Raw genomic sequence first — 23794 nt, 5'->3', positions numbered from 1 at the left:
AATCTCTGTCCTTTTTTTGTGGAATTTGACATCCAAGGAGGAAGACGAATGGGAGAATTGCAGCGCACACCTCTTTTTGAGGCGTATTCAAAGTATGGCGGTAAGACGATCGATTTTGGCGGTTGGGAACTTCCGGTCCAATTTTCGAGCATCAAAGAAGAACATGAAGCAGTAAGAACGAAAGCTGGATTATTTGATGTATCCCATATGGGCGAAATTTTTGTGTCAGGCGAAGGCAGCCTCGAGTTTCTTCAGAACCTGGTGACAAACGACGTTTCCAAGATCAAAGACGGACAAGCCCAATACACGGCAATGTGCTATGAAGACGGCGGAACAGTGGATGATTTGCTGGTCTACAAACTGGCCGACAATGATTACCTGCTGGTCGTCAACGCTTCGAACATCGAAAAAGATTTTGAATGGATGCAAAAAAACGCCGGAGATGGTGTCGTTCTCAAAAACGAATCTGAAAATTATGGTTTATTGGCTTTCCAAGGACCCCATGCAGCGGGGATTCTTCAGCGGTTGACGGAAGAAGATTTGTCTTCGATCCGGCCATTCCGTTTCAAAGCCGACGTTGAAGTTGGCGGCTATCCGGTTTTATTGTCCCGCACGGGCTATACCGGCGAAGATGGCTTTGAAATTTATGCAAGCCCGGAAGCCGTTGTGGCGTTATGGGATAAGATTTTAGAAGAAGGCAAAGAAGAAGGAGCATTGCCAGCGGGCTTAGGCGCGCGCGATACATTGCGCTTTGAAGCATGCCTGGCGCTTTATGGCCAGGAATTGACAAAAGACATTTCGCCGCTGGAAGCTGGTATCAATTTTGTTGTCAAATTGGACAAAGAGCAGGATTTCAACGGCAAAGCAGCGCTTGCAGCCCAGAAAGCTGATGGGATCCCGCGCAAACTTGTCGGCATTGAAATGATCGACAAAGGTATCCCGCGCCACGGTTATAAAGTATTCGCGAATGGCGAAGAAATCGGTGAAGTGACAACAGGGACACAGTCGCCTACTTTGAAAAAGAACATTGGCTTAGCGATTGTCGCCCGTGAATTTGCTGAACTTGGCACGGAACTTGAAGTGGAAATCCGCAATAAACGCCTGAAAGCGAAAACAGTCGAAACGCCATTTTACAAACGATCAAAATAATCTCATTTGAAAAGGGGACTGCTCTTTATGAAACATCGCTACTTACCCATGACGGCTCAAGATGAAAAAGAAATGCTGGATGTCATCGGCATCCAGTCGATTGATGAGCTTTTTGCAGACATTCCGGAAAAAGTTCGCTTTAAAGGCGAATACAAGATCAAAGCCGCAAAATCGGAATCTTCTTTGACGAAAGAACTGGCGCAATTGGCAGCGAAAAATGCGGATACCAACCGTTATGCTTCATTCCTTGGAGCGGGTGTCTACGATCATTACAAACCGATCATCGTTGACCACGTCATTTCACGTTCTGAATTTTATACGGCTTATACACCGTACCAGCCAGAAATCTCCCAAGGCGAGTTGCAGGCGATTTTCGAATTCCAAACGATGATCAGTGAATTGACGGGGATGGACCTTGCGAACTCTTCGATGTATGACGGCGGCACAGCTTTAGCGGAAGCGGGAATGCTTGCCGCTGGACACACGCGCCGCAAAAAAATCCTCGTGTCGCGCGCGGTCCATCCCGAAACACGCGATGTCGTTCGCACGTACGCGTTGGGCCAATCAATTGCTGTTGAAGAAATCCCGTTGAAAGATGGGCATACCGATCTTGAAGCGTTGAAAGAAATGATCGACGGCGATACAGCTGCGGTCATGGTGCAATACCCGAACTTCTTCGGGCAAGTGGAAGACTTGAAGGCGCTGGAGCCGATCATCCATGAAGCGGGCGCGTTGTTCGCAGTTTCGGCAAACCCATTGGCGCTTGGCGCATTGACGCCTCCAGGCAAATTGGGCGCTGACATCACGGTCGGCGATGCACAGCCGTTCGGCATCTCAGAAGCGTTCGGCGGACCGCATTGCGGCTATTTCGCAGTAACGAAACAATTGATGCGCAAAGTTCCAGGGCGTTTAGTCGGGGAAACGGTCGATGAAGACGGCCGCCGCGGATTCGTTTTGACGCTGCAAGCGCGTGAGCAGCACATCCGCCGCGATAAAGCGACTTCAAATATCTGTTCGAATCAGGCATTGAATGCGTTGGCTGCTTCTGTGGCAATGACCGCACTTGGCAAGGCAGGCGCGCGAGAAATCGCTGTCCAGAACATTACCAAAACGCATTATATGAAGCAGCAATTAAAAGGAGCCGGCTTTGACGTGATTTTTGACGGGGCTCATTTCAATGAGTTGACTGTGAAAACGAAAACGCCTTCGAAAAAATTGAATGCGCGTTTGCTCGAAAAAGGCATGATCGGCGGCTACGATCTCGGACGCAGCTATCCGGAACTTGAAGGCCATACGCTGATCGCGGTAACCGAACAGCGCACAAAAGAAGAGATTGATGCATTCGTGCAGGAACTTGCTGCAGCAGTGCAGGAAATGGGGGCTACTCATGCATAAAGATAACCAACCACTCATCTTTGAAATGACGAAAGAAGGCCGCGTAGGCTACAGCCTGCCAGAATTGGATGTGCCCGAAATCGACTTGAACGATATCTTGCCTGCGGGGTTGATCCGCGAAGAAGCAGCCGACTTGCCGGAAGTATCCGAACTGGACATCATGCGCCATTACACGGCGTTGTCGAAACGCAACCACGGAGTCGATTCAGGCTTTTATCCTTTGGGTTCCTGCACAATGAAATACAACCCGAAAATCAACGAATCCGTCGCGCGCTACCCTGGATTCGCGAATATCCATCCGTTGCAGGACGAGTCTACTGTCCAAGGCGCGATGGAATTGATGTTCGACCTGCAAGAGCATTTGAAGGAAATCACGGGTATGGACGAAGTGACGCTTCAGCCTGCAGCGGGTGCACACGGTGAATGGACAGGATTGATGATGATCCGTGCATACCACGAATCACGCGGCGACATGAACCGCACGAAAGTCATCGTGCCCGATTCGGCACACGGTACAAACCCTGCTTCGGCTACAGTTGCCGGTTTTGAAACGGTGACGGTCAAGTCGAATGAACACGGGCTTGTGGATCTTGATGATTTGAAACGCGTAGTCGGAGACGATACAGCGGCATTGATGCTGACGAACCCGAATACATTGGGCCTTTTCGAAGAACAGATTCTTGAAATGGCGGCAATCATCCATGAAGTCGGCGGGAAACTGTATTATGACGGCGCGAACTTGAACGCCGTTATGTCAAAAGCTCGCCCTGGCGACATGGGCTTTGATGTGGTCCATTTGAATTTGCATAAAACATTCACAGGACCGCATGGCGGCGGTGGACCAGGTTCTGGGCCAGTCGGCGTCCATAAAGATTTGATTCCTTATTTGCCAAGCCCTGTGCTGGTGAAAACAGATGATGCTTACACGTTCGACTACAACCGCCCGGAAACCATCGGACGCGTCAAACCGTTCTACGGCAACTTCGGCATCAACGTCCGTGCATACACGTACATCCGCTCGATGGGGCCGGATGGCTTGAAAGCCGTGACGGAGTACGCGGTATTGAATGCCAACTACATGATGCGCAAACTGCAGCCATTCTTTGATCTGCCTTACGACCGCCATTGCAAGCATGAATTTGTCTTGAGCGGCCGCCGCCAGAAAAAATTGGGCGTGCGCACATTGGATATGGCGAAACGTCTGCTTGACTTCGGCTACCATCCGCCGACAATCTATTTCCCATTGAACGTTGAGGAAGGCATGATGATCGAGCCGACTGAGACTGAGTCCAAAGAGACCTTGGACGCGTTCATCGATGCGATGATCCAGATTGCCAAGGAAGTCGAAGACAATCCGGAAATCGTGCAGAATGCACCGCACACGACGGTGATCAAGCGCCTGGACGAAACACAGGCTGCCCGCAAACCGGTTCTGCGCTACACGAAAACTGAATAATATATTTTAGCCCCTCTGAACTTTCAGAGGGGCATTTTTGGGTTTGTCGGGATGGATGCCAGAGGGCATTGCATATTTATCCACTTCTCAAGCTCTGGCGCAGTTTAATGGGCAGATATTTTTCTGTTATCTCGAAATACGCTCCATTAGCAATAAAATACGCTCTGCAACCGGCGAAATACGCTCTATAAACCTTGAAATACGCCCCGTTACAGGCAAAATACGCTTCTCACCCGAATTTATTCCAATAAAAAAAGCCTTTCCGCAATCGGGAAAGGCTTTAGCTCATTATTTGATTTTGACCTTGCCGCTCCATTGTTTGAAGCCGCCTTGCAATTGGTATAATTGGTCGTAGCCTTTTTTCTTCAGAAATAACGCAACGCGGCCGCTGCGAACACCGTTCTGGTCATAAATGTAAACGGGTTTGTCGGCGCGGATTTCTTTGTAGCGCTGGTTCAATTGTGTTTGCGGAATATTGCGCGCACCTAGGATATGGCCGTTTGCAAAATCTTTCGCTTCACGCACATCGATCAGCTGCGCTTTGCGGTAGCCTTCGATGAATTGTTCCTGTGTCAATGTGGTTACGGATTTTTTGATGCGGAAGTATGAGATTGCAGCAAAGATGAGCACTGCAACTACGACGCCTAAAGTGATGTAAAGAAAATCCAATGATCTTGCCCCTTTCTATTCTCTCTTTATTATAAAAGATGGAGTGACTCTTATTCAATGGCAATGTTACACTAATTAAAGAATTTAGGGGGCGATCTTGTGAATTTTCAAGAATGGTTGTTCATCGATACCGGCAAAGCGCCGGCATCTTTTAATATGGCGCTCGATGAAGCGCTGCTGAATTGGCATAGTGAAGGGCTGATTCCACCGGTTATCCGTTTTTACGGCTGGGAGCCGGCGGCGCTGTCGATCGGCTATTTCCAGAAAGTCAAACAGGAAATCGATATGGAGGCCGTTAAAAAACTCGGCCTTGGCTTTGTTCGCCGTCCGACCGGCGGCAGAGGCGTGCTGCACGAGCATGAGCTGACGTACAGCATTATTGTCAGTGAAAGGTATCCAGATATGCCAGAGACGGTTACGAAGGCGTACCGGGTGCTGAGTGAAGGTTTGTTGGAAGGCTTTCGGAATTTGGGGCTCGACGCATATTTTTCGATTCCCGAAAGTGAAACTGAAAAAGCGGATTTGAAAAAACCGAAAAGTGCAGTGTGCTTTGACGCGCCGAGCTGGTATGAAATGGTCGTTGCCGGCAAAAAGGTGGCGGGCAGTGCACAGACGCGCCAAAAAGGGGTGATCCTGCAGCATGGGGCCATCTTGATCGACTTGGACGCTGAAAAATTATTATCGGTGTTCAAATTCAAAGACGAGGCTTCGAAAGATCGGATGCGCAAAAAAATTCCGGAAAAAGCCGTCTCGATCAATTCGCTGCTCGAGGAAGGCGTCACCGCGGAGCAATGTGTTCCCGCATTCAGAACCGGATTCGAAAAGGCTTTAGCAATCCGATTGACGCCGTACGAATTATCGGAAAGCCAGCTCGCTGAAGTGAAAAAAATCGAAGAAGAACGCTATGGAAATGATGATTGGAATTTTCGCACATAAGGCGACTAAAGACTCATTTTATCGCGTGGGTTTTGGCAGAAACCGTTGCACATTCAGCTTTGAGACGTCTCACGGAAAAACCAGCAAAATTTTGTTATTGCAGGGACGTTTCAATATATAGTAGGATGGGAAATGTAATAATACTATATATAGTGTTCACTCCATATAATATGAAGGAGGAAATGTCAAATGGTTTCTGCCACTCAAAAAAAATATTCGTTAAATCCGGTGTCGTTGAACAGCGATATCCAGTCATTCCCTCAAGTCCACGCGATTACGCCGGACATGAAAACGACGCATAAAGGGGTATCCCGCCTCGTGATGATCGACCGCTATTCGTTTAAGGATACGGAGAAAAAGACGCTCAAAGCAGGCGATTTTGTCGTGTTGACCGTCAAGCAAGATCCGAAATTCCCGGCACGCGGCCTCGGTTTCATCGTTTCCGTCGACAAAGCGGCGAACACCGCACAAGTTTGGATCGAGGAAGATTACCGCAGCGCGATCGACAAACCGGAAGAAATGGAAGCCGGCATCGTCAACCGCAGCCTTGATGTCATCGAAAAGCCGTTGGAAGTCTATTACGAACAAATCGCGAAACGCAATGCTTTTGGATTGGCGTCTGTTGAAACGACTCCTGAAAAGCGTGAGCATTGGTTCAATAAATTCTACGAGCAGCTGGTCGGGCTGAAATTCATTCCTGCAGGGCGCGTTCTTTACGGAGCGGGCGCGGGCACAGATGTGACATATTTCAATTGCTACGTCATGCCTTTCGTCGCTGATTCGCGCGAAGGGATCTCCGACCACCGCAAGCAAGTGATGGAAATCATGAGCCGCGGAGGAGGCGTCGGCACAAACGGCTCGACGCTCCGCCCGCGCAATACATTGGCAAGAGGCGTAAACGGCAAATCTTCCGGTTCGGTTTCTTGGCTGGACGATATCGCGAAATTGACGCATCTCGTCGAACAAGGTGGATCGCGCCGTGGTGCGCAGATGATCATGCTTGCTGACTGGCATCCGGATATCGCGGAATTCATCATTTCAAAAATGCAGAACCCGCGCATCCTCCGTTATTTGATCGAAAACACGGAAGACGAAACGATCAAAAAACTGGCCCATGAAAAATTGAAATTCAAACCGTTGACTGAACAGGAAGAAGCGATGTACCAAGGGATCTTGAATTACCGTGCGATTCCTGGAATGGGCGGCTTCAACGAAAAAATCATGCGCGACGCGGAAACGAAACTTCGTGACGGCGGCACCTACACGGTCCACAACGAAGAATTCCTGACAGGCGCCAACATTTCGGTCACGTTGACGGACGATTTCATGAAAGCTGTCGAAGAAGACGCAGATTTCGATTTGCGCTTCCCAGCGGTTGAATCGTATTCGAAAGAAGAAATGGCCGTCTACAATGAAAAATGGCAGGAAGTCGGAGACGTTCGCGAGTGGGAGCGTTTGGGCCATAAAGTGCGCGTCTACCGCACGATGAAAGCGCGCGAACTATGGAACCTGATCAACGTCTGTGCGACGTATTCTGCAGAGCCAGGCATTTTCTTCATCGACAACGCCAACGCGAAAACGAACGCAACAGCATACGGCCAAAAAGTCGTAGCAACGAACCCTTGCGGTGAACAGCCGCTGGCACCTTATTCAGTGTGCAACTTGGCAGCAGTCAATTTGGCACAATTCGCAGATGCGAAAACAAAGCAAGTCGATTTTGAAGCGTTGAAAGAAACGGTCAAAGTCGGCGTCCGTATGCAGGACAATGTCATCGATGCTACGCCTTACTTCCTTGAAGAAAACCGTGTGCAGGCGCTCGGCGAACGCCGTGTTGGACTTGGCGTCATGGGGCTTGCGGATCTATTGATTTATTGCGATAAAGAGTACGGCTCGCCTGAAGGAAACGAATTGGTCGATGAAATCTTCAAGACCATTGCAGCAGCGGCGTACGAAGAATCGGTTGAATTGGCGTCAGAACGCGGAAGCTTCCCATTCTTGATCGGCAACACCGATGAAGAGACGGCAGCGCTGCGCAAAGCGTTTACGGAAACCGGCTTTATGCAGGGCATGCCGGAAGAGATTCGTGCCGGCATCCTGGAAAACGGTATCCGCAACTCGCATTTGCTGACAGTGGCACCTACGGGTTCAACGGGTACGATGGTCGGCGTTTCGACTGGCTTGGAGCCATATTATTCATTCACTTACTACCGCAGCGGACGCCTCGGCAAATTTATCGAGGTCAAAGCGGATATCGTCAGTGAATACTTGAAAAACAATCCGGAAGCGGACGAGGAAAATCTTCCGAAAGCGTTTGTGACATCGATGGACTTGGCTCCTGAAGCACACGCGGATGTTCAGTGCATCATCCAGCGCTGGATTGATTCGTCCATCTCCAAAACAGTCAATGCACCGCGCGGCTATACAGTCGAGCAAGTGGAAGGCGTTTACGAGCGTCTTTACAAAGGCGGGGCGAAAGGCGGAACGGTTTATGTCGACGGCAGCCGCGACTCGCAAGTGTTGACGCTGAAAGCGGAAGACAATACGTTCGAGGAACCACATCAAGAAGAAGTGAAAGGCAAGCGCCCGATCGTCCTTATTGATACCATCCAAGATTTGCGTTCAACCAACGTCACCATCGGCTCTGAGATCGGCGATACGTGCCCGGTCTGCCGCAAAGGGACTGTTGAAGAAATGGGCGGCTGCAATACCTGCACCAACTGCAACGCCCAATTGAAATGCGGACTTTAATCGAATAGAAATTTCGAAAACGCGACGGCTCCGGCCGCCGCGTTTTTTTTATGCCTGAAAATCGCGGCATATGTCTTTCAAGAAAATAAATGTAGATTATTACATAAGGTTTTATTGATAAAAAATCAAGAACGTAACAAGAGCTGCGCAAAAATGAGTTCCTGTAACAGCAGAAGCCCACTAAACGAAAGGTACAGGCTGCTTGAACTGAAGAGCGCTTGGCACGGGCAGTTTAAAATCCGCTGGCATTGACACTGCCTTAGCAAATAGCGGAAAGATTTGCTCTCTTAGGCTGCTGTGATAAAATAATGAAGAATGTGACAGGATAGGAGTGGGGTCAATGAAAGTATTGTGTTTGAACGGGCCGAACCTGAACCGTCTCGGCAAGCGTGAAAAGGAAGCCTACGGCACGTTTACGCTGGAGGAGCTGGAAACCGAGCTGATGGATTTTTCAGCGGGCAACGGGATAGAACTTTCTTGCCTGCAGTCGAACCATGAAGGCGAACTTATCGACTGGATCCATCAGGCAGCGGACGATGGCACGGACGCCATTGTGCTGAATGCAGGGGCATATACCCATACAAGTGTTGCGATACGCGACGCGATTGCGTCCATCCAGATTCCTGTTATCGAAGTACATATCTCAAACGTCTACAAGCGGGAGGAATTCCGCCGACATTCCCATATCGCGCCGGTTGCCGCCGGACAGATTACCGGATTTGGCAAAGATGTCTATAAGCTTGCGCTGCATGCGCTGCTATTAACCCAATCGAAAGGATGAAAAAAGTGAAACTTCAAAAATTGCGCAACGAAATGAAAGAGCAGAACATCGAGGCTTTATTGATCACGAGCCAATTTAATTTACGGTACATAACGGAATTTACGGGTTCCGCCGGCCTTGCGCTTGTCACACAGGAAAAAGCGTATTTCGTCACTGATTTCCGCTACACGGAACAAGCGACGGCCCAAGTGAAAGAATTCGAAGTCGTGCAAGCGAAGACGAATTTATTGGAAGAGGTTGCCGAAATTTCGAAATCACTTGGCCTTGAATCGGTGTCATTCGAACAGGATTACGTGACGTTCGCTTCTTATACGCAATACGCAGAAAAGCTTGAAGCCGAGTTGAAGCCAGCCAGCGGATTGATCGAGAAAATTCGCATGATCAAAACACCGGAAGAAGTGGAAGTGTTGAAAGCGGCTGCGAAAATCGCCGATGATGCATTTGAACACATTTGCACGTTCATCAAGCCAGGGATGGCTGAAGTTGAAGTATCGAACGAGCTGGAATTCTTCATGCGCAAGCAAGGGGCGACGTCATCATCTTTCGATATCATCGTCGCATCCGGCAGCCGTTCCGCATTGCCGCACGGCGTCGCATCGGATAAGAAAATCGAAGAAGGCGATATGGTCACATTGGATTTCGGCGCACTTTACAATGGCTACATCTCCGACATCACGCGCACAGTCGCTGTCGGTGAGCCGTCTGACAAGATGAAAGAAGTTTACCAGATCGTTCTGGATTCCCAAGTGCTCGCGCTCGAGAACATCAAACCCGGCATGACCGGCATCGAAGCGGACGCGATTGCCCGCGACCACATCAAGTCGAAAGGCTACGGGGAAGCATTTGGCCATTCGACCGGCCACGGCATCGGGCTGGAAGTCCATGAAGCGCCAGGCTTATCGTTCAAGTCGCAGACTGTCCTTGAGCCAGGCATGGCCGTGACAGTCGAACCTGGAATTTATCTGCCGGGTATTGGCGGAGTCCGCATAGAAGATGATATACTTATAACCGAGTCCGGCAATGAACGATTGACCCACTCCACAAAAGAATTGCGTATTTTACAAGTAACGGAGGAAATTAAATGATCTCAGTAAACGATTTTAAAACAGGCGTCACAATAGAAGTGGATAATGCTATTTGGCGCGTGATGGAATTCCAACACGTAAAACCAGGTAAAGGTGCCGCATTCGTGCGCACGAAATTGCGCAACTTGCGTACAGGCAGTGTGACAGAGAAAACATTCCGTGCTGGCGAGAAAGTCGCTAAAGCGCAAATCGATAACAACAAAATGCAATACCTTTACGCAAACGGCGACGTCCATGCATTCATGGATACAGAAACTTATGATCAAATCGAATTGCCAGAAAAGAACATTGAATACGAATTGAAATTCCTGCAAGAAAACATGGAAGTTCAAGTGATTCAATTCCAAGGCGAAGTGCTTGGCGTAGAATTGCCGAACACAGTAATACTTGAAGTAGCTGAAACAGACCCAGGCATCAAAGGGGATACAGCAAGCGGCGGTACGAAACCTGCTAAATTGACGACTGGCCTTGTCGTTCAAGTGCCATTTTTCATCAACGAAGGCGATAAGCTGATCATCAATACAACGGATGCTTCGTACGTTTCACGCGCTCAGTAATCCATGCAATCGGCCTCTATCTGATAGGGGCCTTTTTTTAAATATTCAGCTGGCTATTTCAAAATAGATTGAAAAAGTCTAAAATGGGATAGTGGCAACAAATATACATAAAAGGGGAGTAGGATCATTTGAAAATCCAAGAAATTCGCGAAATTATCAAGTTGGTGGATGGATCGTCAATCGACGAATTCACATATGAATCTGAAGGCGTCAAAGTGAAATTGAAGAAAAATGGCGGAGCTGTACAAGCCCCAGCAACACAATCTGCACCTGCAGCACCTAAAGCAGAAGCGAGTGCACCGGCACCGGCTGCAAACCCGGCACCTGCAGCAAAAGCGGAAGAATTGATTTCTGAAGAAACACCTGAATTGGCAGCAGAAAACAATGGCGACTTCCATAAAATCCTGTCTCCGATGGTCGGGACATTCTATAAGTCTCCATCGCCGGAAGATGAAGCTTATGTTCAAGTGGGCTCAAAAGTATCCGCTGACCAAGTGGTCTGCATCGTAGAAGCGATGAAGCTGTTCAATGAAATCGAAGCGGAAGTGGATGGGGAAATTACGGAAATCCTGGTTCAAGACGGCCAGTTGGTTGAATACGGCCAACCTCTATTCCTCGTAAAAGCGAACTGAGGAGGGGAACCCTATGAAAAAAGTATTAATTGCCAACCGCGGTGAAATTGCTGTGCGCATTATCCGTGCCTGCAAAGAAATGGATATTGCGACAGTTGCAGTCTATTCGGAAGCCGATAAGGAAGCGCTTCACGTCGAGCTTGCAGACGAAGCGTATTGCATCGGACCGAAAGCGTCGAAAGACAGTTACTTGAACTTTTCTAACATCATTTCCGTAGCGAAACTGACGAATTGCGACGGCATCCACCCAGGATATGGTTTCCTTGCAGAAAATGCCAGTTTTGCAGAACTTTGCGAAGCATGCGATATCATGTTCATCGGACCGACTTCTGAAGCCATTTCAAAAATGGGCACAAAAGATGTCGCGCGTGAAACAATGAGGCTGGCAGGCGTCCCTGTCGTCCCAGGTTCCACAGGCATTGTCGGCAGTGAAAAAGAAGGCTTGGAAATCGCGGAAGAACTCGGATTTCCGGTCATCATCAAAGCGACTGCAGGAGGCGGGGGCAAAGGAATCCGCGTCGCCCGCAACCGTGAAGATTTTATCACTGGCCTTCGCATGACCCAAAAAGAAGCAGCCGCTGCGTTTGGCAATCCCGGTGTATATATCGAGAAATTCATCGAAGATTTCCGCCACGTGGAAATCCAGGTGATGGCGGATTCGCACGGCAACGCCATCCATTTGGGAGAACGCGATTGTTCCATCCAACGCCGCATGCAAAAATTGGTCGAGGAAGCGCCGTCTCCTGCACTCAGCCCGGAATTGCGTGCTGAAATGGGCGAAGCCGCGGTGAAAGCGGCTCTAGCCGTCAATTACCGCGGTGCCGGTACAGTCGAATTCATTTTCGACGCCGTCAACCAGAAATTCTATTTCATGGAAATGAATACGCGCATCCAGGTGGAGCATCCGGTCACAGAAATGATTACCGGCATCGACTTGATCCAGCAGCAGCTGAAAGTCGCTTCAGGCGAAACTTTGGCGTATACGCAAGAAGATGTGACGTTTAAAGGATGGGCAATCGAATGCCGCATCAACGCAGAAAACCCGGCGAAGAACTTTATGCCGTCTGCAGGAAAAGTGTCGATGTACTTAGCTCCAGGCGGCCTTGGCGTACGCGTCGACTCGGCAATGTACCCTGGCTATACGATACCTCCGTATTACGATTCGATGGTTGCGAAGCTGATCACATTCGCTGATACGCGCGAAGAAGCAATCGCCAAGATGAAACGCGCATTGAGCGAGTTTGCAATCGAAGGCGTCCATACGACGATTCCGTTCCATTTGAAATTGATGGATCACGAAGTATTCAAATCCGGGGATTTCAACACGAAATTCCTCGAAAAATATGATGTTTTAGAGTCCTAAAAGGAGAGTTGCCATATGGCTGAAAAAGCAGCACCGTATTTGCGCATGAAATCACATGGCGCACAAGATTTAGGCAGCATCGAAGTGGCACCAGAAGTATTGGAGATCATCGCCAGCATTGCGGTATCCGATATCGAAGGAATCGCCAGCATGCGCGGCAATTTTGCTTCAGGCGTCGTTGAGCGCTTGGGCAAAAAAGTCCATGGCAAAGGCGTCAAATCCGAGTTGTCAGAAGGCGGATTGATGATTGATGTGTATTGCGTCGTGAATTATGGCGTGTCTATTCCGAAAACGGCGCAGAAAGTCCAGGAACATGTACGTTCGACGCTTGAGAATATGACCAGCTTGCAGACGCAGGAAGTCAACGTCCACATTACCGGCGTGCAATTTGAAACGCCGCATACAGACGAGCAGCATTAAGGAGCTGCCCGATAAGTCCGGAACCCGGGCTTATTGGGCGGCTTTTGTTTTTGAAAATCAATATAGGGGTCAATACTTCGCAAAACTGCCTCGCTTGCCGCGGGCGAGCGCCAAGCCTCCTCAGCCTGCTAACGCGTGCTTCCGGGGTCTCGGCTGTCTCGCTATCCCGCAGGCAAGAATTACCCGAGTCTTACGAGGGTAATTCTTTGCGACGAAGCGCACAGCGCTGCAGGAGCAGTACGGTTTTCTCGGCAGTTTTGCTCCGTATCTACAAAATAGCAGAACCCAGTAAGCTCTTTATTTTTCAAAGAGCTATTTAGCGAAGGTGCGTTAAAGGGCTCGGCGAAGCTATGAGACGAGTGCTTTTCTCGGCTCATGGCGAGAGCCATGCCCAAAGCAGCCGAAGCGGCGTTCAAAAGATTACTTCTTTAGTTAGACTTATCTATGATATAACTATTGCTTATCTCCCTGTCTCTGCATCGCTGCGCTAGCTTCGAAGCAAACCCATGTCCCGTCTGCCAGACGGGACATGGGTTGTCAGAACATTTCAAACTTGGAACTTCAAAAGGATTAGCTGTATAATGAGGGGTAATTAGTGTGAAAAGGGGACCGGAAATTATATGAAACGACATGAGGCACGAGAAAAGGCGCTCCAGACTTTATTCCAAATCGATGGCACGGAGCTGACAATCAGTGAAGCTAGTGAGCATGTGATGGGTGAGGCCGTGGAGAAAGATAATTTTTACGAGCTATTGGTCGAAGGTACGCATGCGAATATGGCAGCGATCGATGAAAAGCTGAAAGGGCATCTTGAAAACTGGTCGCTTGAACGCCTTCCGAAAGTGGAGCGGACGATTCTGCGCATGGCAGTGTTCGAGCTTGCTTTCATGGAAGATGCACCGGCAAGCGTCGTGATGAACGAAGCGATCGAGCTGAGCAAAACTTTCGGAGACGATAAATCCAGCCGCTTTGTAAATGGCGTGCTGTCGAAATTTACTGACGAACTAGCAAACTAAATTGGAGGGGTTTTTGTGACGGCGATTACTATCGACGGAAAAGCAGTAAGCCAGAAAATTAAAGAGCAAGTGGAAGAGCGTGTGAAATCTTTGAAGGAACAAGGGGTTGCGCCTGGACTGGCCGTTGTGCTGGTCGGGGAAAACTCCGCTTCGCTTACATATGTCAAAAACAAGAAAAAAACGTGTGAAGCGCTCGGTATGCGTTCGGATCTCCATCAATACCCCGAGGATTTGAGCGAAGAAGAGTTGCTGGCGAAAATAGAGGAATTGAACAATGATCCTGAAATCCACGGCATCCTCGTGCAATTGCCGCTGCCGGAACATATCGACGAATTCAAAGTGATTTTGGCGATCGACCCGTCCAAAGATGTCGATGGCTTCCATCCGATTTCTGTCGGCAATATGGTGATCGGCAAAGAAGCGTTCCTGCCGTGCACGCCGCATGGCATCATGAAACTTCTTGAACATTACGGCATCGATCCTGCCGGCAAGCACGCCGTCGTCGTCGGCCGCAGCAATATCGTCGGGAAACCGGTGGGCCAGCTGCTGCTGCAAAAAGATGCGACCGTGACGTTTTGCCATTCAAAAACCCAAGATTTAGCGTCATATACGAGACAAGCGGACATTTTGATCGCCGCAATCGGACGCGCCAAATTCATCGGCGCCGACCACGTCAAACCGGGTGCTGCCGTTATCGATGTCGGCATGAACCGCGATGAAAACGGCAAACTTTGTGGCGATGTCGATTTTGCTGCAGTGCAGGAAACTGCGGGCTATCTTACGCCAGTGCCAGGCGGCGTGGGGCCGATGACCATCGCGATGCTGATGGAAAATACGCTCCACTCTGCTGAAAATGGGCTGCAGAAAGACAAAAACGCCTAAACCATGTAAAATGAATAAAAATGAGCTGTTTTTCGAAAGAAAGACAGCTTTTTAATTTCTAAGATTGGGGTTGAAATTTTGGCGGCCGACCCGTATTTATCCGTAAAAGCATTAACCAAATACATAAAAAAGAAATTTGATGTGGATCCTCATTTGCGTGACGTCTACGTAAAAGGGGAATTATCCAACGTTAAAATCCATACCAGCGGCCACATCTACTTTACGTTGAAAGATGATGCGTCGCGGCTGCCGGCAGTCATGTTCTCCGCAAACGCCAAAGCGGTGAAGTTCAAGCCGGAAAGCGGCATGACCGTGCTGATCCGAGGTGACGTCAATGTATACGAGGCATCCGGCCAGTACCAGCTGTATACACAATCGATGCAGTCTGACGGCATCGGCGATTATTACCTGGCATTTGAACAGCTGAAAGAAAAGCTTGCCAAAGAAGGGCTGTTCAATGCTGCACATAAAAAGGCATTTCCACGTTTTCCAAAACGCATCGCAGTGGTCACCGCGCCGACCGGGGCAGCTGTCCGCGATATTTGCATCACGCTGAACCGGCGCTATCCCCTCGCACACGTTGTCATTTATCCCACATTGGTACAAGGCGCACAGGCGACCCAGTCGATTGTGCAATCCATCCAAGCGGCGAATCAAAAGGACTATGACGTGCTAATCGTCGGTCGCGGCGGCGGGTCAATTGAAGACTTATGGTCTTTCAATGAAGAAGCCGTTGCGCGTGCCATTTATCAATCGCGCATTCCGATTATCAGTGCCATCGGACATGAAACGGACACGACAATTGCCGATTTCGTATCGGACTTGCGGGCACCGACACCGACGGCCGCAGCTGAGCTCGCAGTGCCGAGCAAGGCAGAGCTTCTGGACCGGCTGCTTAATTACCGCAGCGGCATGTACCGAACGACCGCAAACGCCATAGCGCGTGAAAAGGCATCATTGGAGCGTCTCACGACATCGTTTCCACTCGCTTATCCGGACCGCTTGTACCGTCCGTTTATTGAACGGGTGGAACGGGCGACCGAGTCGTTGCGCCGGGAAACGTTCCAGCAATTCAATTATGCGCGTGAACGCTACAAGAATTTGGACAAACAACTGGCAACGCGAACTCCGGAAAGCCGAATCCGCCAATCTGCATTGGAGCTGGATGCACTGAAAAAGAGGATTGACCAGCTGGCCGCGCTGGCTGTGCGGGACAATACCCAGCAATTAACTTCAGCCATGCGGACATTGGATGCACTCAGCCCATTGAAAATCATGGACCGCGGCTATTCCATCACCTATAAAGACGACAAAGTCATAAAAAGCGTCGAGCAAGTAGAAGCCGGCGATCGCTTAAGCATTTCCATGAAAGACGGCGTTTTGAAAACGACTGTAAGCGAACGAATCTTAACAAGTGAAGGAGAGCGACAAGATGGCTGAAAAAGAAATCATGTTCAATCAGGCAATGGAACAATTGGAAGAAATTGTTCGTCAATTAGAGCAAGGTGATGTGCCGCTCGAGGAAGCGCTCACTTTATACCAAAAAGGCATGGAATTATCGAAAGTCTGCCACGACAAACTGCAGAATGCCGAGAAGCAATTGGTGACGATGATGCAAGAAGGCAAAGAAGTGCCAGTAAATCTTGAGGACGGTTCTGCCAAATGAACTTAAGCGAATTCAGAGCCCATTACGAACCGTTGATCCAACAGGAACTTGCCGAACAAATCCAGATGCTGTCCATTCCGGCGTCATTGAAGGAATCGATGCATTATTCGCTGCAGGCGGGAGGCAAACGCATCCGCCCAATCCTGCTGCTGGCCGTATTGCACGAATTGGGTCAAGACCATCCGGATGCATTGAAAGTGGCGGCATCGATTGAAATGATCCATACCTATTCGTTGATCCATGACGATCTGCCAAGCATGGACAACGATGATTTGCGCCGCGGTATGCCGACGAACCATAAAGTGTTCGGTGAAGCTGTGGCGATTCTTGCCGGCGACGCGTTGCTCACTTATAGCTTCGGCGTGTTGGCCCGCTTGAACCATGTATCGAGCGATGACAAAGTGCGCCTCATCGATTTGCTGAGTGTCGCGGCTGGCGCAGAAGGCATGGTTGGCGGCCAAGTACTCGACATTGAAGGCGAAGAGAAAAAACTGTCGCTTGAAGAACTCGAACAAGTGCATCGTTTGAAAACAGGCGCTTTGCTGACCTACAGCATTCTTGCCGGTGCGATACTCGGCAACGCCCAGCCGGAAGAAATGGTGGCGCTTGTCAAATTCGGCGAACACATCGGCCTGGCGTTCCAAATCCAAGATGATATTTTGGATGTCACAGGAACGTCACAAGAGCTTGGCAAGACAGCAGGCAAGGATGAATCGAGTGCAAAAAGCACGTATCCAGGCTTGTTAACGCTGCCAAAAGCGAAAGAAAAACTGGATTTTCACGCCAACGAAGCTTTGCAAGCCGTCTCGGTTTTGGGTGGAAAAACGTCGCTTCTCGAAGAACTCACAGCATTGATCGTAAAAAGAAAAAGCTGAACTCATACACTCTGATTTGTACTATGGCTTCACATTGTTATAATAAAGACAGATTACTCTAAGGTAAAATTATATAGAAGGTGTGTGATGGCAATGGATCTGCATACGATTACCAGTCCATCTTTCTTAAAAGGGCTGAACAATGATCAGCTCGTTGAATTAAGTGAAGATATCCGGAAATTCCTAATTGAAAACTTATCAAGAACCGGAGGCCATATCGGCCCCAATTTGGGCGTCGTCGAATTGACGCTCGCGCTGCATAAAGTGTTTGACAGCCCTTCCGATAAATTGATTTGGGACGTTGGACATCAGTCATACGTCCACAAAATCCTGACGGGTCGTGCCAGCCAGTTTGATACGCTGCGCCAATTCAAAGGCCTATGCGGATTCCCGAAACGCATCGAAAGCGAACACGATGTCTGGGAAACGGGCCATAGCTCGACTTCATTGTCTGCGGCAATGGGCATGGCGGCAGCACGCGATATCCAGAAAACCGGCAACCACGTAATCCCGATCATCGGAGACGGCGCATTGACCGGCGGAATGGCGTTTGAGGCATTGAACCACATCGGGCACGAAAAAACCGATATGATCGTCATCCTCAATGACAACGAAATGTCGATTGCACCGAACGTCGGCGCCATGCACAGCGTGCTTGGCAGAATGCGGACAGCGGGCAAATACAATAAAGTCAAAGATGATTTGGAATACTTGATGAAAAAAATTCCTGCGGTTGGCGGAAAACTCGCTTCTACAGCAGAGCGCGTCAAAGACAGCTTGAAATATTTGGTTGTTTCCGGCATGTTCTTTGAAGAGCTAGGCTTTACGTACCTGGGGCCTATCGACGGGCATGACCTTGAAGAACTTGAAGAAAACCTGAAATACGCCAAGAAAACCAAGGGACCTGTCTTGCTTCATGTCATCACGAAAAAAGGCAAAGGCTTCCTGCCCGCTGAAAACGATGTTGTCGGGACGTGGCACGGAACTGGCCCTTATAAAATGGAAACTGGCGACTTGGTTGCATCTTCATCCAAAGCGCCTTCATGGAGCGGCTTGATTGCGGAAACTGTGCGCAAACTGGCGCGTGAAGATGAGCGCATCGTCGCCATTACGCCGGCAATGCCGGTTGGCTCGAAGCTTGTCGGTTTCGCTTCTGAATTTCCAGACCGCTTCTATGACGTCGGCATTGCTGAACAGCATGCGATGACGATGGCGGCTGGTCTGGCTGCAGTAGACATGAAACCGTTCTTGGCGATTTATTCGACCTTCCTGCAGCGCGCTTACGACCAAGTGGTGCACGATGTTTGCCGCCAGAACTTGAACGTTTTTATCGGCATTGACCGGGCAGGCCTTGTCGGAGCAGACGGCGAAACACATCAAGGTGTATTCGATGTCGCATTCCTGCGGAATCTGCCGAACATGGTCGTCATGATGCCGAAAGACGAAAACGAAGGCCAGCACATGGTCCAAACCGCGATCGAATACAACGGCGGACCGATTGCTTTGCGCTATCCGCGCGGCAATGGACTGGGCGTACCGATGGACAGCGAACTGAAAAGCTTGCCAATCGGCTCATGGGAAGTATTGGAAAAGGGCGTCGATGCGGTCATCCTGACATTCGGTACAACAATACCCATGGCGCTTCATGCGGCTGAACAATTGCGCGAGCAAGGAATCCAGCTGGAAGTCGTCAATGCACGCTTCATCAAACCGATGGACGAAGCGATTCTGCATTCGATTTTCGGACGCAAGATTCCGATCATCACGCTGGAAGAAGCAGTGCTGCAAGGCGGCTTCGGCAGTGGGGTTCTTGAATTTGCGGAAGAAAACGAATATTACGGCGCGGTAATCCACCGCCTCGGCATTCCGGATCAATTTATTGAGCACGGCGATGTCGCCGAGTTGATGGACGAAATCCATTTGAACAGCGACGAAGTGGTGCGCATTGCGAAAAAATTGACAGCTGTGCAAAAGGCGGAATCGAACGTCCTATGAACAAACCGAAAAAAGAGCGTGTAGACGTCCTGCTCGTTGAGCGGGGCATCTGTGAAACGCGTGAAAAAGCGAAAAGAGCCATTATGGCCGGCATTATATTTTCCAATGAAGAACGCATGGAAAAACCGGGCGAGAAAATCGCTGAAGACGCACCATTGCGCATGAAAGGCAATGACTTGAAATACGTCAGCCGCGGTGGGCTGAAGCTTGAAAAAGCGCTCGCCGAATTCGATTTATCGGTCGAAGGCAAATTGATGCTCGACATCGGTTCATCGACCGGCGGATTTACGGATTGCGCCCTTCAAAACGGCGCGAAGCATTGCTACGCCTTGGACGTCGGCTCGAACCAGCTGGCCTGGAAGATCAGGCAGGATGAACGGGTTACCGTTATGGAAAAAACCAATTTCCGGCATTCAAAGCCGGAAGATTTTACAGAAGGTTTGCCGGAGTTTGCGACAATCGACGTCAGCTTCATCTCATTGCGCATCATTTTGCCGGTACTGAAACAAATTCTTGTGCCAGGCGGCGATGTGATTGCTCTCGTCAAGCCGCAATTTGAGGCAGGGCGCGAAGCTGTCGGCAAAAAAGGTATCGTGCGGGAACCGAAAACGCATCGCGACGTGCTGGCGAAAGTCGGCAATTTCGCGATCCAATCGGGATTCCATGTGAAGAATATGTCTTTCTCACCGATTACCGGAGGCGAAGGGAATATTGAATTCTTGTTCCACCTGCAATCGGCGGCAGAGGGCAGTGAAATCGCTCCGATGTCCGATGACGCAATAGCGAACCTTGTCAAATTGGCCCATGAAACACTGTAAGTACATTCCAAAAGGGCTGTCGAGAAATTCTCGGCAGTCCTTTTTTACTTCTCTTCAGTTCTTTTGTTAAAGAAATAAAGAATGCAATATCTACTGTTATATAGATCCGGGATATGGAGCAAAAAAGAGCGGCTCCCGCGGAATATCGGCTCTCATAATTATTCTTTTTAACTTTCTCAACTACCGGAAATGACCTGAAAACCCTTGTTTTCTTGTTCACTTGTTTTTCAGGCTGAATAAAGGTACGATATAAGGTATATGGAATAATTATTCATCCTTAGGAGGACTTCAATTGAACAAAGGGCAAAGACATATTAAAATCCGTGATCTCATTTCAAACCGTGAAATCGAAACACAGGATGAACTGGTGGACCTGTTGAAGTCAGCGGGCTACGAAGTAACGCAAGCGACTGTTTCAAGAGACATCAAGGAATTGCATTTAGTAAAAGTGCCGCTTCAGGACGGCCGTTATAAATACAGCCTGCCGGCTGACCAGCGCTTCAATCCTATGCAGAAATTGCACCGTGCTTTAACGGATGCGTTCGTCAGCATTGACGGCGCCAGCCATTTCTTGATCATGAAGACCTTGCCGGGCAACGCCCATGCAATCGGTTCATTGATCGACCATTTGGACTGGGAGGAAATTCTTGGCACGATCTGTGGAGATGATACTTGTCTCATCATCTGCCGCGATACAGACCAGCGTGAAGTATTGAGACAACGTTTGATTGAGATGCTTTAAAAAAGAGGTGGACATATGCTGCGTGAATTGGATATACGCAATTTTGCAATCATCGAAGCGCTGACAGTTAGTTTTACAGAAGGGCTGACCGTGTTGACTGGGGAAACGGCGCCGGAAAGTCGATTATCATAGATGCCGTGCATTTGCTTGCAGGTGGCCGCGGAAGCCAGGAATTTATCCGCCATGGCGCGAAGAAAGCTGAAATTGAAGGCCTTTTCTCGATAGAAGATGCCAAGCATCCGGTATTCGCTAAATTAGCGGATTTCGGCATGGAGCCGACAGATGGCGAGATTTTGCTGCGCCGCGAACTGAACGATAAAGGCAAAAACGTCTGCCGCGTCAACGGGAAATTGGTGACGATTTCGATTCTGCGGGAAATTGGCGGAGCGCTGATCGACATCCACGGCCAGCATGAAACACAAGAGTTGATGGATGAGAAACAGCATCTGCATCTCTTGGATCAGTTCGCCGGGAATTCTTTGGGCAAGGCGAAAGAAAGCTATTCGCACACCTACGACAAATACATGAAGCTGAAAAGGGAATTTGCGTCTTATAATGAAAACGAACAGCAAATTGCCCAGCGCATCGACTTGCTGACGTTCCAATTGCGGGAGATCGAAGCGGCGGAATTGATCGCGGGAGAAGAAGAGGATTTATTGCAGGAACGGAAAAAGCTGCAGAATTTCACCAAGATCTACGAATCGGTGTCTGCAGCCCATGAAGCCATCCAAGGTGAATCAAAAGGGCTTGACTGGGTCGGTTCCGCGATGTCGGAACTCGAACACGCCGCGTCTGTCGATGAACAATTCGGCAGCCATTCCGAACTGGTGTCAAGTGCGTTTTATCAGCTGCAGGACGTCTCTTCTGAAATCAAGCGGTTGATTGACGATATGGAATTCGACCCGAGCCGATTGAACGAAATCGAACAACGCCTGGCGTTGATCCAATCGCTGAAGCGCAAATACGGCGCTTCTGTTGAAGATATTCTCATTTACCACGAACAGCAAGCGGATGAATTGGACAAACTCGTCAACCGTGACCAGCGTTATCAGCTCGATCAAGCGAAGTTGAAGGAATTGACCGAAGACTTGCGCGTCGACGCAGAAGAATTGACCATTCTGCGGAAAAAAGCAGCAAGCAAACTGGGCAAGGCAATCATGGAGCAATTGCGTGAACTGCACATGGGCAAAGCTTCTTTTGAAGTCAATTTCAGTGCATTGCCGAACGGCCGATTTGACCGCAACGGCGGAGATGTCATTTCGTTCTATATTTCCACCAATCTTGGCGAGCCGCTGAAGCCGCTGACGAAAGTTGCTTCAGGCGGCGAATTGTCACGGATGATGCTGGCATTGAAGACGATTTTCTCGAAACACCAAGGCATCACTTCGATTATATTCGATGAAGTGGATACGGGCGTCAGCGGCCGTGTCGCCCAAGCGATAGCCGAGAAGATTGCGGCGATTTCCGTCCATTCGCAAGTTCTGTGCATTTCCCATTTGCCGCAGGTTGCAGCGATGGCGGATCAGCACCTCTTTATAGAAAAGAAAGTTGGGAAGCAGCGTACGACAACGGCAGTCCACGAATTGGACGGCCAGGAACGTACCGAAGAAATGAGCCGGATGCTGTCTGGTGCGGAAATCACTGATTTGACGCTGCAGCATGCCGAGGAATTGCTGACCCTTGCAAAAGATAGAAAACTTTCGTTGCGATAGAAGTGCAGAAGCACCTAGCAGGAGGAGTTAGTTGATGGAAACGATAAAAATTGCAATCGCGGATGATAATAGCGACTTAGTCAAACTAATGAGCGATTATTTGAGCAGCCAACCAAATATGGAAGTAGTCGCTGTCGCCTATAACGGCAAGACGTGCATTGAAATGCTGGGCCAGCATGAAATCGATGTTCTGGTGCTGGACATCATCATGCCCTATTTGGATGGCATCGCGGTTCTCGACGCCATCAAAGAAGATGAAGGTTTGCGCAATATTGAAGTCATCATGTTGTCAGCTTTCGGCCAGGAATCGATCATGTCGCAGGCAGCCCAAAACGGAGCTTCCTATTTCATCATGAAGCCTTTCGAAGCCGAACGGCTGGCAATCCAGATCAACCACATTATGCAAAGCCGGCCGCTGCCGGAAAATCCGAAAAAAACGGCGGCGTTGAAGAACGAAGAAATTATTGCTTTGATGAAAGATATCGGGATTCCGCCCCATATCCAAGGCTACCATTATTTGAAAGAAGCGATTTCCCAAGTGATGGATAATCCCGCATTGCTCAATAAAGTGACAAAGGAACTTTATCCAAATGTCGCAGAACGGATGGACTCAACGCCGACGCGTGTTGAAAGATCCATTCGACACGCCATCGAACTGGTATGGAACAGAGACGATACGCGGCACATATCTGCTATATTCGGATACAGCGAAGAGTTGCTGAAAGAAAAGCCGACCAATTCGAAATTTATCGCGATGATTGTCAACAGTACTAAAAATGGGCAAGGGAAGTAATCCCGCACTGCCGACCACGCCGCTTTGCATGCCCATCCCGGTGCTGCAAGCGGCTTTTTTTCTGGTTCTACACTAAATGTTGGGGTGTTCAAACAATTCAACCC

Annotated in this window: 21 protein-coding genes and 1 pseudogene; 21 read left to right on the top strand and 1 reads right to left on the bottom strand. The window is 49.3% G+C overall.

Annotated features, from left to right (window positions below; genetic code table 11):
* The first annotated feature begins 48 nt into the window (after positions 1–48).
* Genes gcvT through gcvPB form a run of 3 tightly spaced genes read left to right on the top strand, consistent with a single transcriptional unit; the run spans position 49 to position 4000 of the window.
* Positions 49–1149, top strand: a complete 1101-nt coding sequence (gcvT, locus tag EGV91_RS04885) for a glycine cleavage system aminomethyltransferase GcvT (RefSeq protein WP_135501240.1) — start codon at positions 49–51, stop codon at positions 1147–1149.
* Positions 1150–1176: 27 nt separating this feature from the next.
* Positions 1177–2544, top strand: a complete 1368-nt coding sequence (gcvPA, locus tag EGV91_RS04880) for an aminomethyl-transferring glycine dehydrogenase subunit GcvPA (RefSeq protein WP_135501238.1) — start codon at positions 1177–1179, stop codon at positions 2542–2544.
* On the top strand, positions 2537–4000 hold the full coding sequence (gene gcvPB / locus EGV91_RS04875) for an aminomethyl-transferring glycine dehydrogenase subunit GcvPB (RefSeq protein WP_135501236.1): 1464 nt from the start codon (positions 2537–2539) through the stop codon (positions 3998–4000). The genes gcvPA and gcvPB overlap by 8 nt, the downstream gene beginning before the upstream one ends.
* A 288-nt stretch (positions 4001–4288) precedes the next feature.
* On the opposite strand, the gene EGV91_RS04870 is transcribed toward gcvPB, so the two are convergent.
* Positions 4289–4669: a rhodanese-like domain-containing protein gene (locus tag EGV91_RS04870; protein ID WP_135501233.1), complete on the bottom strand. Its 381-nt coding sequence runs from the start codon at positions 4667–4669 to the stop codon at positions 4289–4291.
* A 156-nt stretch (positions 4670–4825) separates the two neighbouring features.
* Between EGV91_RS04870 and EGV91_RS04865 the strand changes: the two genes are divergently transcribed.
* The 18 genes and pseudogenes from EGV91_RS04865 to spo0A all read left to right on the top strand — a co-directional run bounded on the left by EGV91_RS04865 (position 4826) and on the right by spo0A (position 23690).
* Positions 4826–5605: a lipoate--protein ligase family protein gene (locus EGV91_RS04865; RefSeq protein WP_221300961.1), complete on the top strand. Its 780-nt coding sequence runs from the start codon at positions 4826–4828 to the stop codon at positions 5603–5605.
* Between the two features lie 189 nt (positions 5606–5794).
* Complete coding sequence (locus tag EGV91_RS04860) at positions 5795–8353, top strand: vitamin B12-dependent ribonucleotide reductase (RefSeq protein ID WP_135501229.1); 2559 nt, start codon at positions 5795–5797, stop codon at positions 8351–8353.
* Between the two features lie 340 nt (positions 8354–8693).
* On the top strand, positions 8694–9134 hold the full coding sequence (gene aroQ, locus EGV91_RS04855; protein ID WP_135501227.1) for a type II 3-dehydroquinate dehydratase: 441 nt from the start codon (positions 8694–8696) through the stop codon (positions 9132–9134).
* Positions 9131–10219 carry a M24 family metallopeptidase gene (locus EGV91_RS04850; protein WP_221300939.1) on the top strand — a complete coding sequence of 363 codons (1089 nt, stop codon included), beginning with the start codon at positions 9131–9133 and terminating at the stop codon, positions 10217–10219. Before aroQ ends, EGV91_RS04850 begins: the two co-directional genes overlap by 4 nt.
* Positions 10216–10776, top strand: a complete 561-nt coding sequence (gene efp / locus EGV91_RS04845; protein WP_135501223.1) for an elongation factor P — start codon at positions 10216–10218, stop codon at positions 10774–10776. Before EGV91_RS04850 ends, efp begins: the two co-directional genes overlap by 4 nt.
* Before the next feature lie 128 nt (positions 10777–10904).
* Entirely contained in the window at positions 10905–11408 is a 504-nt protein-coding gene (accB, locus tag EGV91_RS04840; protein WP_135501221.1) for an acetyl-CoA carboxylase biotin carboxyl carrier protein, read from the top strand.
* Positions 11409–11421: 13 nt separating this feature from the next.
* Entirely contained in the window at positions 11422–12771 is a 1350-nt protein-coding gene (gene accC / locus EGV91_RS04835) for an acetyl-CoA carboxylase biotin carboxylase subunit (protein ID WP_135501219.1), read from the top strand.
* 15 nt (positions 12772–12786) lie between these two features.
* Positions 12787–13191: an Asp23/Gls24 family envelope stress response protein gene (locus EGV91_RS04830; RefSeq protein WP_135501217.1), complete on the top strand. Its 405-nt coding sequence runs from the start codon at positions 12787–12789 to the stop codon at positions 13189–13191.
* A 620-nt stretch (positions 13192–13811) separates the two neighbouring features.
* Entirely contained in the window at positions 13812–14207 is a 396-nt protein-coding gene (gene nusB / locus EGV91_RS04825) for a transcription antitermination factor NusB (protein ID WP_135501215.1), read from the top strand.
* Positions 14208–14222: 15 nt separating this feature from the next.
* A complete protein-coding gene (folD, locus tag EGV91_RS04820) occupies positions 14223–15089 on the top strand; it encodes a bifunctional methylenetetrahydrofolate dehydrogenase/methenyltetrahydrofolate cyclohydrolase FolD (protein ID WP_135501213.1) in 867 nt (288 codons plus the stop codon).
* Positions 15090–15167: 78 nt separating this feature from the next.
* On the top strand, positions 15168–16529 hold the full coding sequence (xseA, locus tag EGV91_RS04815; protein WP_135501211.1) for an exodeoxyribonuclease VII large subunit: 1362 nt from the start codon (positions 15168–15170) through the stop codon (positions 16527–16529).
* On the top strand, positions 16522–16755 hold the full coding sequence (gene xseB / locus EGV91_RS04810; protein ID WP_135501209.1) for an exodeoxyribonuclease VII small subunit: 234 nt from the start codon (positions 16522–16524) through the stop codon (positions 16753–16755). Before xseA ends, xseB begins: the two co-directional genes overlap by 8 nt.
* Entirely contained in the window at positions 16752–17630 is an 879-nt protein-coding gene (locus EGV91_RS04805; protein ID WP_135501207.1) for a polyprenyl synthetase family protein, read from the top strand. Before xseB ends, EGV91_RS04805 begins: the two co-directional genes overlap by 4 nt.
* 93 nt (positions 17631–17723) lie before the next feature.
* Positions 17724–19625 carry a 1-deoxy-D-xylulose-5-phosphate synthase gene (gene dxs / locus EGV91_RS04800; RefSeq protein WP_135501295.1) on the top strand — a complete coding sequence of 634 codons (1902 nt, stop codon included), beginning with the start codon at positions 17724–17726 and terminating at the stop codon, positions 19623–19625.
* Positions 19622–20443, top strand: a complete 822-nt coding sequence (locus EGV91_RS04795) for a TlyA family RNA methyltransferase (RefSeq protein WP_135501205.1) — start codon at positions 19622–19624, stop codon at positions 20441–20443. Before dxs ends, EGV91_RS04795 begins: the two co-directional genes overlap by 4 nt.
* Before the next feature lie 292 nt (positions 20444–20735).
* Complete coding sequence (ahrC, locus tag EGV91_RS04790) at positions 20736–21185, top strand: transcriptional regulator AhrC/ArgR (protein ID WP_135501202.1); 450 nt, start codon at positions 20736–20738, stop codon at positions 21183–21185.
* 15 nt (positions 21186–21200) lie between these two features.
* Positions 21201–22897: pseudogene (gene recN / locus EGV91_RS04785) on the top strand (DNA repair protein RecN).
* 34 nt (positions 22898–22931) lie between these two features.
* Entirely contained in the window at positions 22932–23690 is a 759-nt protein-coding gene (spo0A, locus tag EGV91_RS04780; RefSeq protein WP_135501200.1) for a sporulation transcription factor Spo0A, read from the top strand.
* Positions 23691–23794 lie beyond the last annotated feature (104 nt).

This window comes from Planococcus koreensis, from assembly GCF_004761975.1.
Classification (GTDB): domain Bacteria; phylum Bacillota; class Bacilli; order Bacillales_A; family Planococcaceae; genus Planococcus; species Planococcus koreensis.
Note: the sequence above shows the minus strand (reverse complement) of the source record. Positions and strands in the feature narration are given on the sequence as shown.

Coding starts and splice junctions, on each gene's coding strand:
- EGV91_RS04865 (WP_221300961.1), top strand. CDS start 4,826: ATGGCGCTCGATGAAGCGCTGCTGAATTGGCATAGTGAAGGGCTGATT.
- aroQ (WP_135501227.1), top strand. CDS start 8,694: ATGAAAGTATTGTGTTTGAACGGGCCGAACCTGAACCGTCTCGGCAAG.
- gcvT (WP_135501240.1), top strand. CDS start 49: ATGGGAGAATTGCAGCGCACACCTCTTTTTGAGGCGTATTCAAAGTAT.
- EGV91_RS04850 (WP_221300939.1), top strand. CDS start 9,131: ATGAAAAAAGTGAAACTTCAAAAATTGCGCAACGAAATGAAAGAGCAG.
- EGV91_RS04795 (WP_135501205.1), top strand. CDS start 19,622: ATGAACAAACCGAAAAAAGAGCGTGTAGACGTCCTGCTCGTTGAGCGG.
- EGV91_RS04805 (WP_135501207.1), top strand. CDS start 16,752: ATGAACTTAAGCGAATTCAGAGCCCATTACGAACCGTTGATCCAACAG.
- EGV91_RS04830 (WP_135501217.1), top strand. CDS start 12,787: ATGGCTGAAAAAGCAGCACCGTATTTGCGCATGAAATCACATGGCGCA.
- accC (WP_135501219.1), top strand. CDS start 11,422: ATGAAAAAAGTATTAATTGCCAACCGCGGTGAAATTGCTGTGCGCATT.
- spo0A (WP_135501200.1), top strand. CDS start 22,932: ATGGAAACGATAAAAATTGCAATCGCGGATGATAATAGCGACTTAGTC.
- gcvPA (WP_135501238.1), top strand. CDS start 1,177: ATGAAACATCGCTACTTACCCATGACGGCTCAAGATGAAAAAGAAATG.
- efp (WP_135501223.1), top strand. CDS start 10,216: ATGATCTCAGTAAACGATTTTAAAACAGGCGTCACAATAGAAGTGGAT.
- nusB (WP_135501215.1), top strand. CDS start 13,812: ATGAAACGACATGAGGCACGAGAAAAGGCGCTCCAGACTTTATTCCAA.
- gcvPB (WP_135501236.1), top strand. CDS start 2,537: ATGCATAAAGATAACCAACCACTCATCTTTGAAATGACGAAAGAAGGC.
- dxs (WP_135501295.1), top strand. CDS start 17,724: ATGGATCTGCATACGATTACCAGTCCATCTTTCTTAAAAGGGCTGAAC.
- xseB (WP_135501209.1), top strand. CDS start 16,522: ATGGCTGAAAAAGAAATCATGTTCAATCAGGCAATGGAACAATTGGAA.
- EGV91_RS04860 (WP_135501229.1), top strand. CDS start 5,795: ATGGTTTCTGCCACTCAAAAAAAATATTCGTTAAATCCGGTGTCGTTG.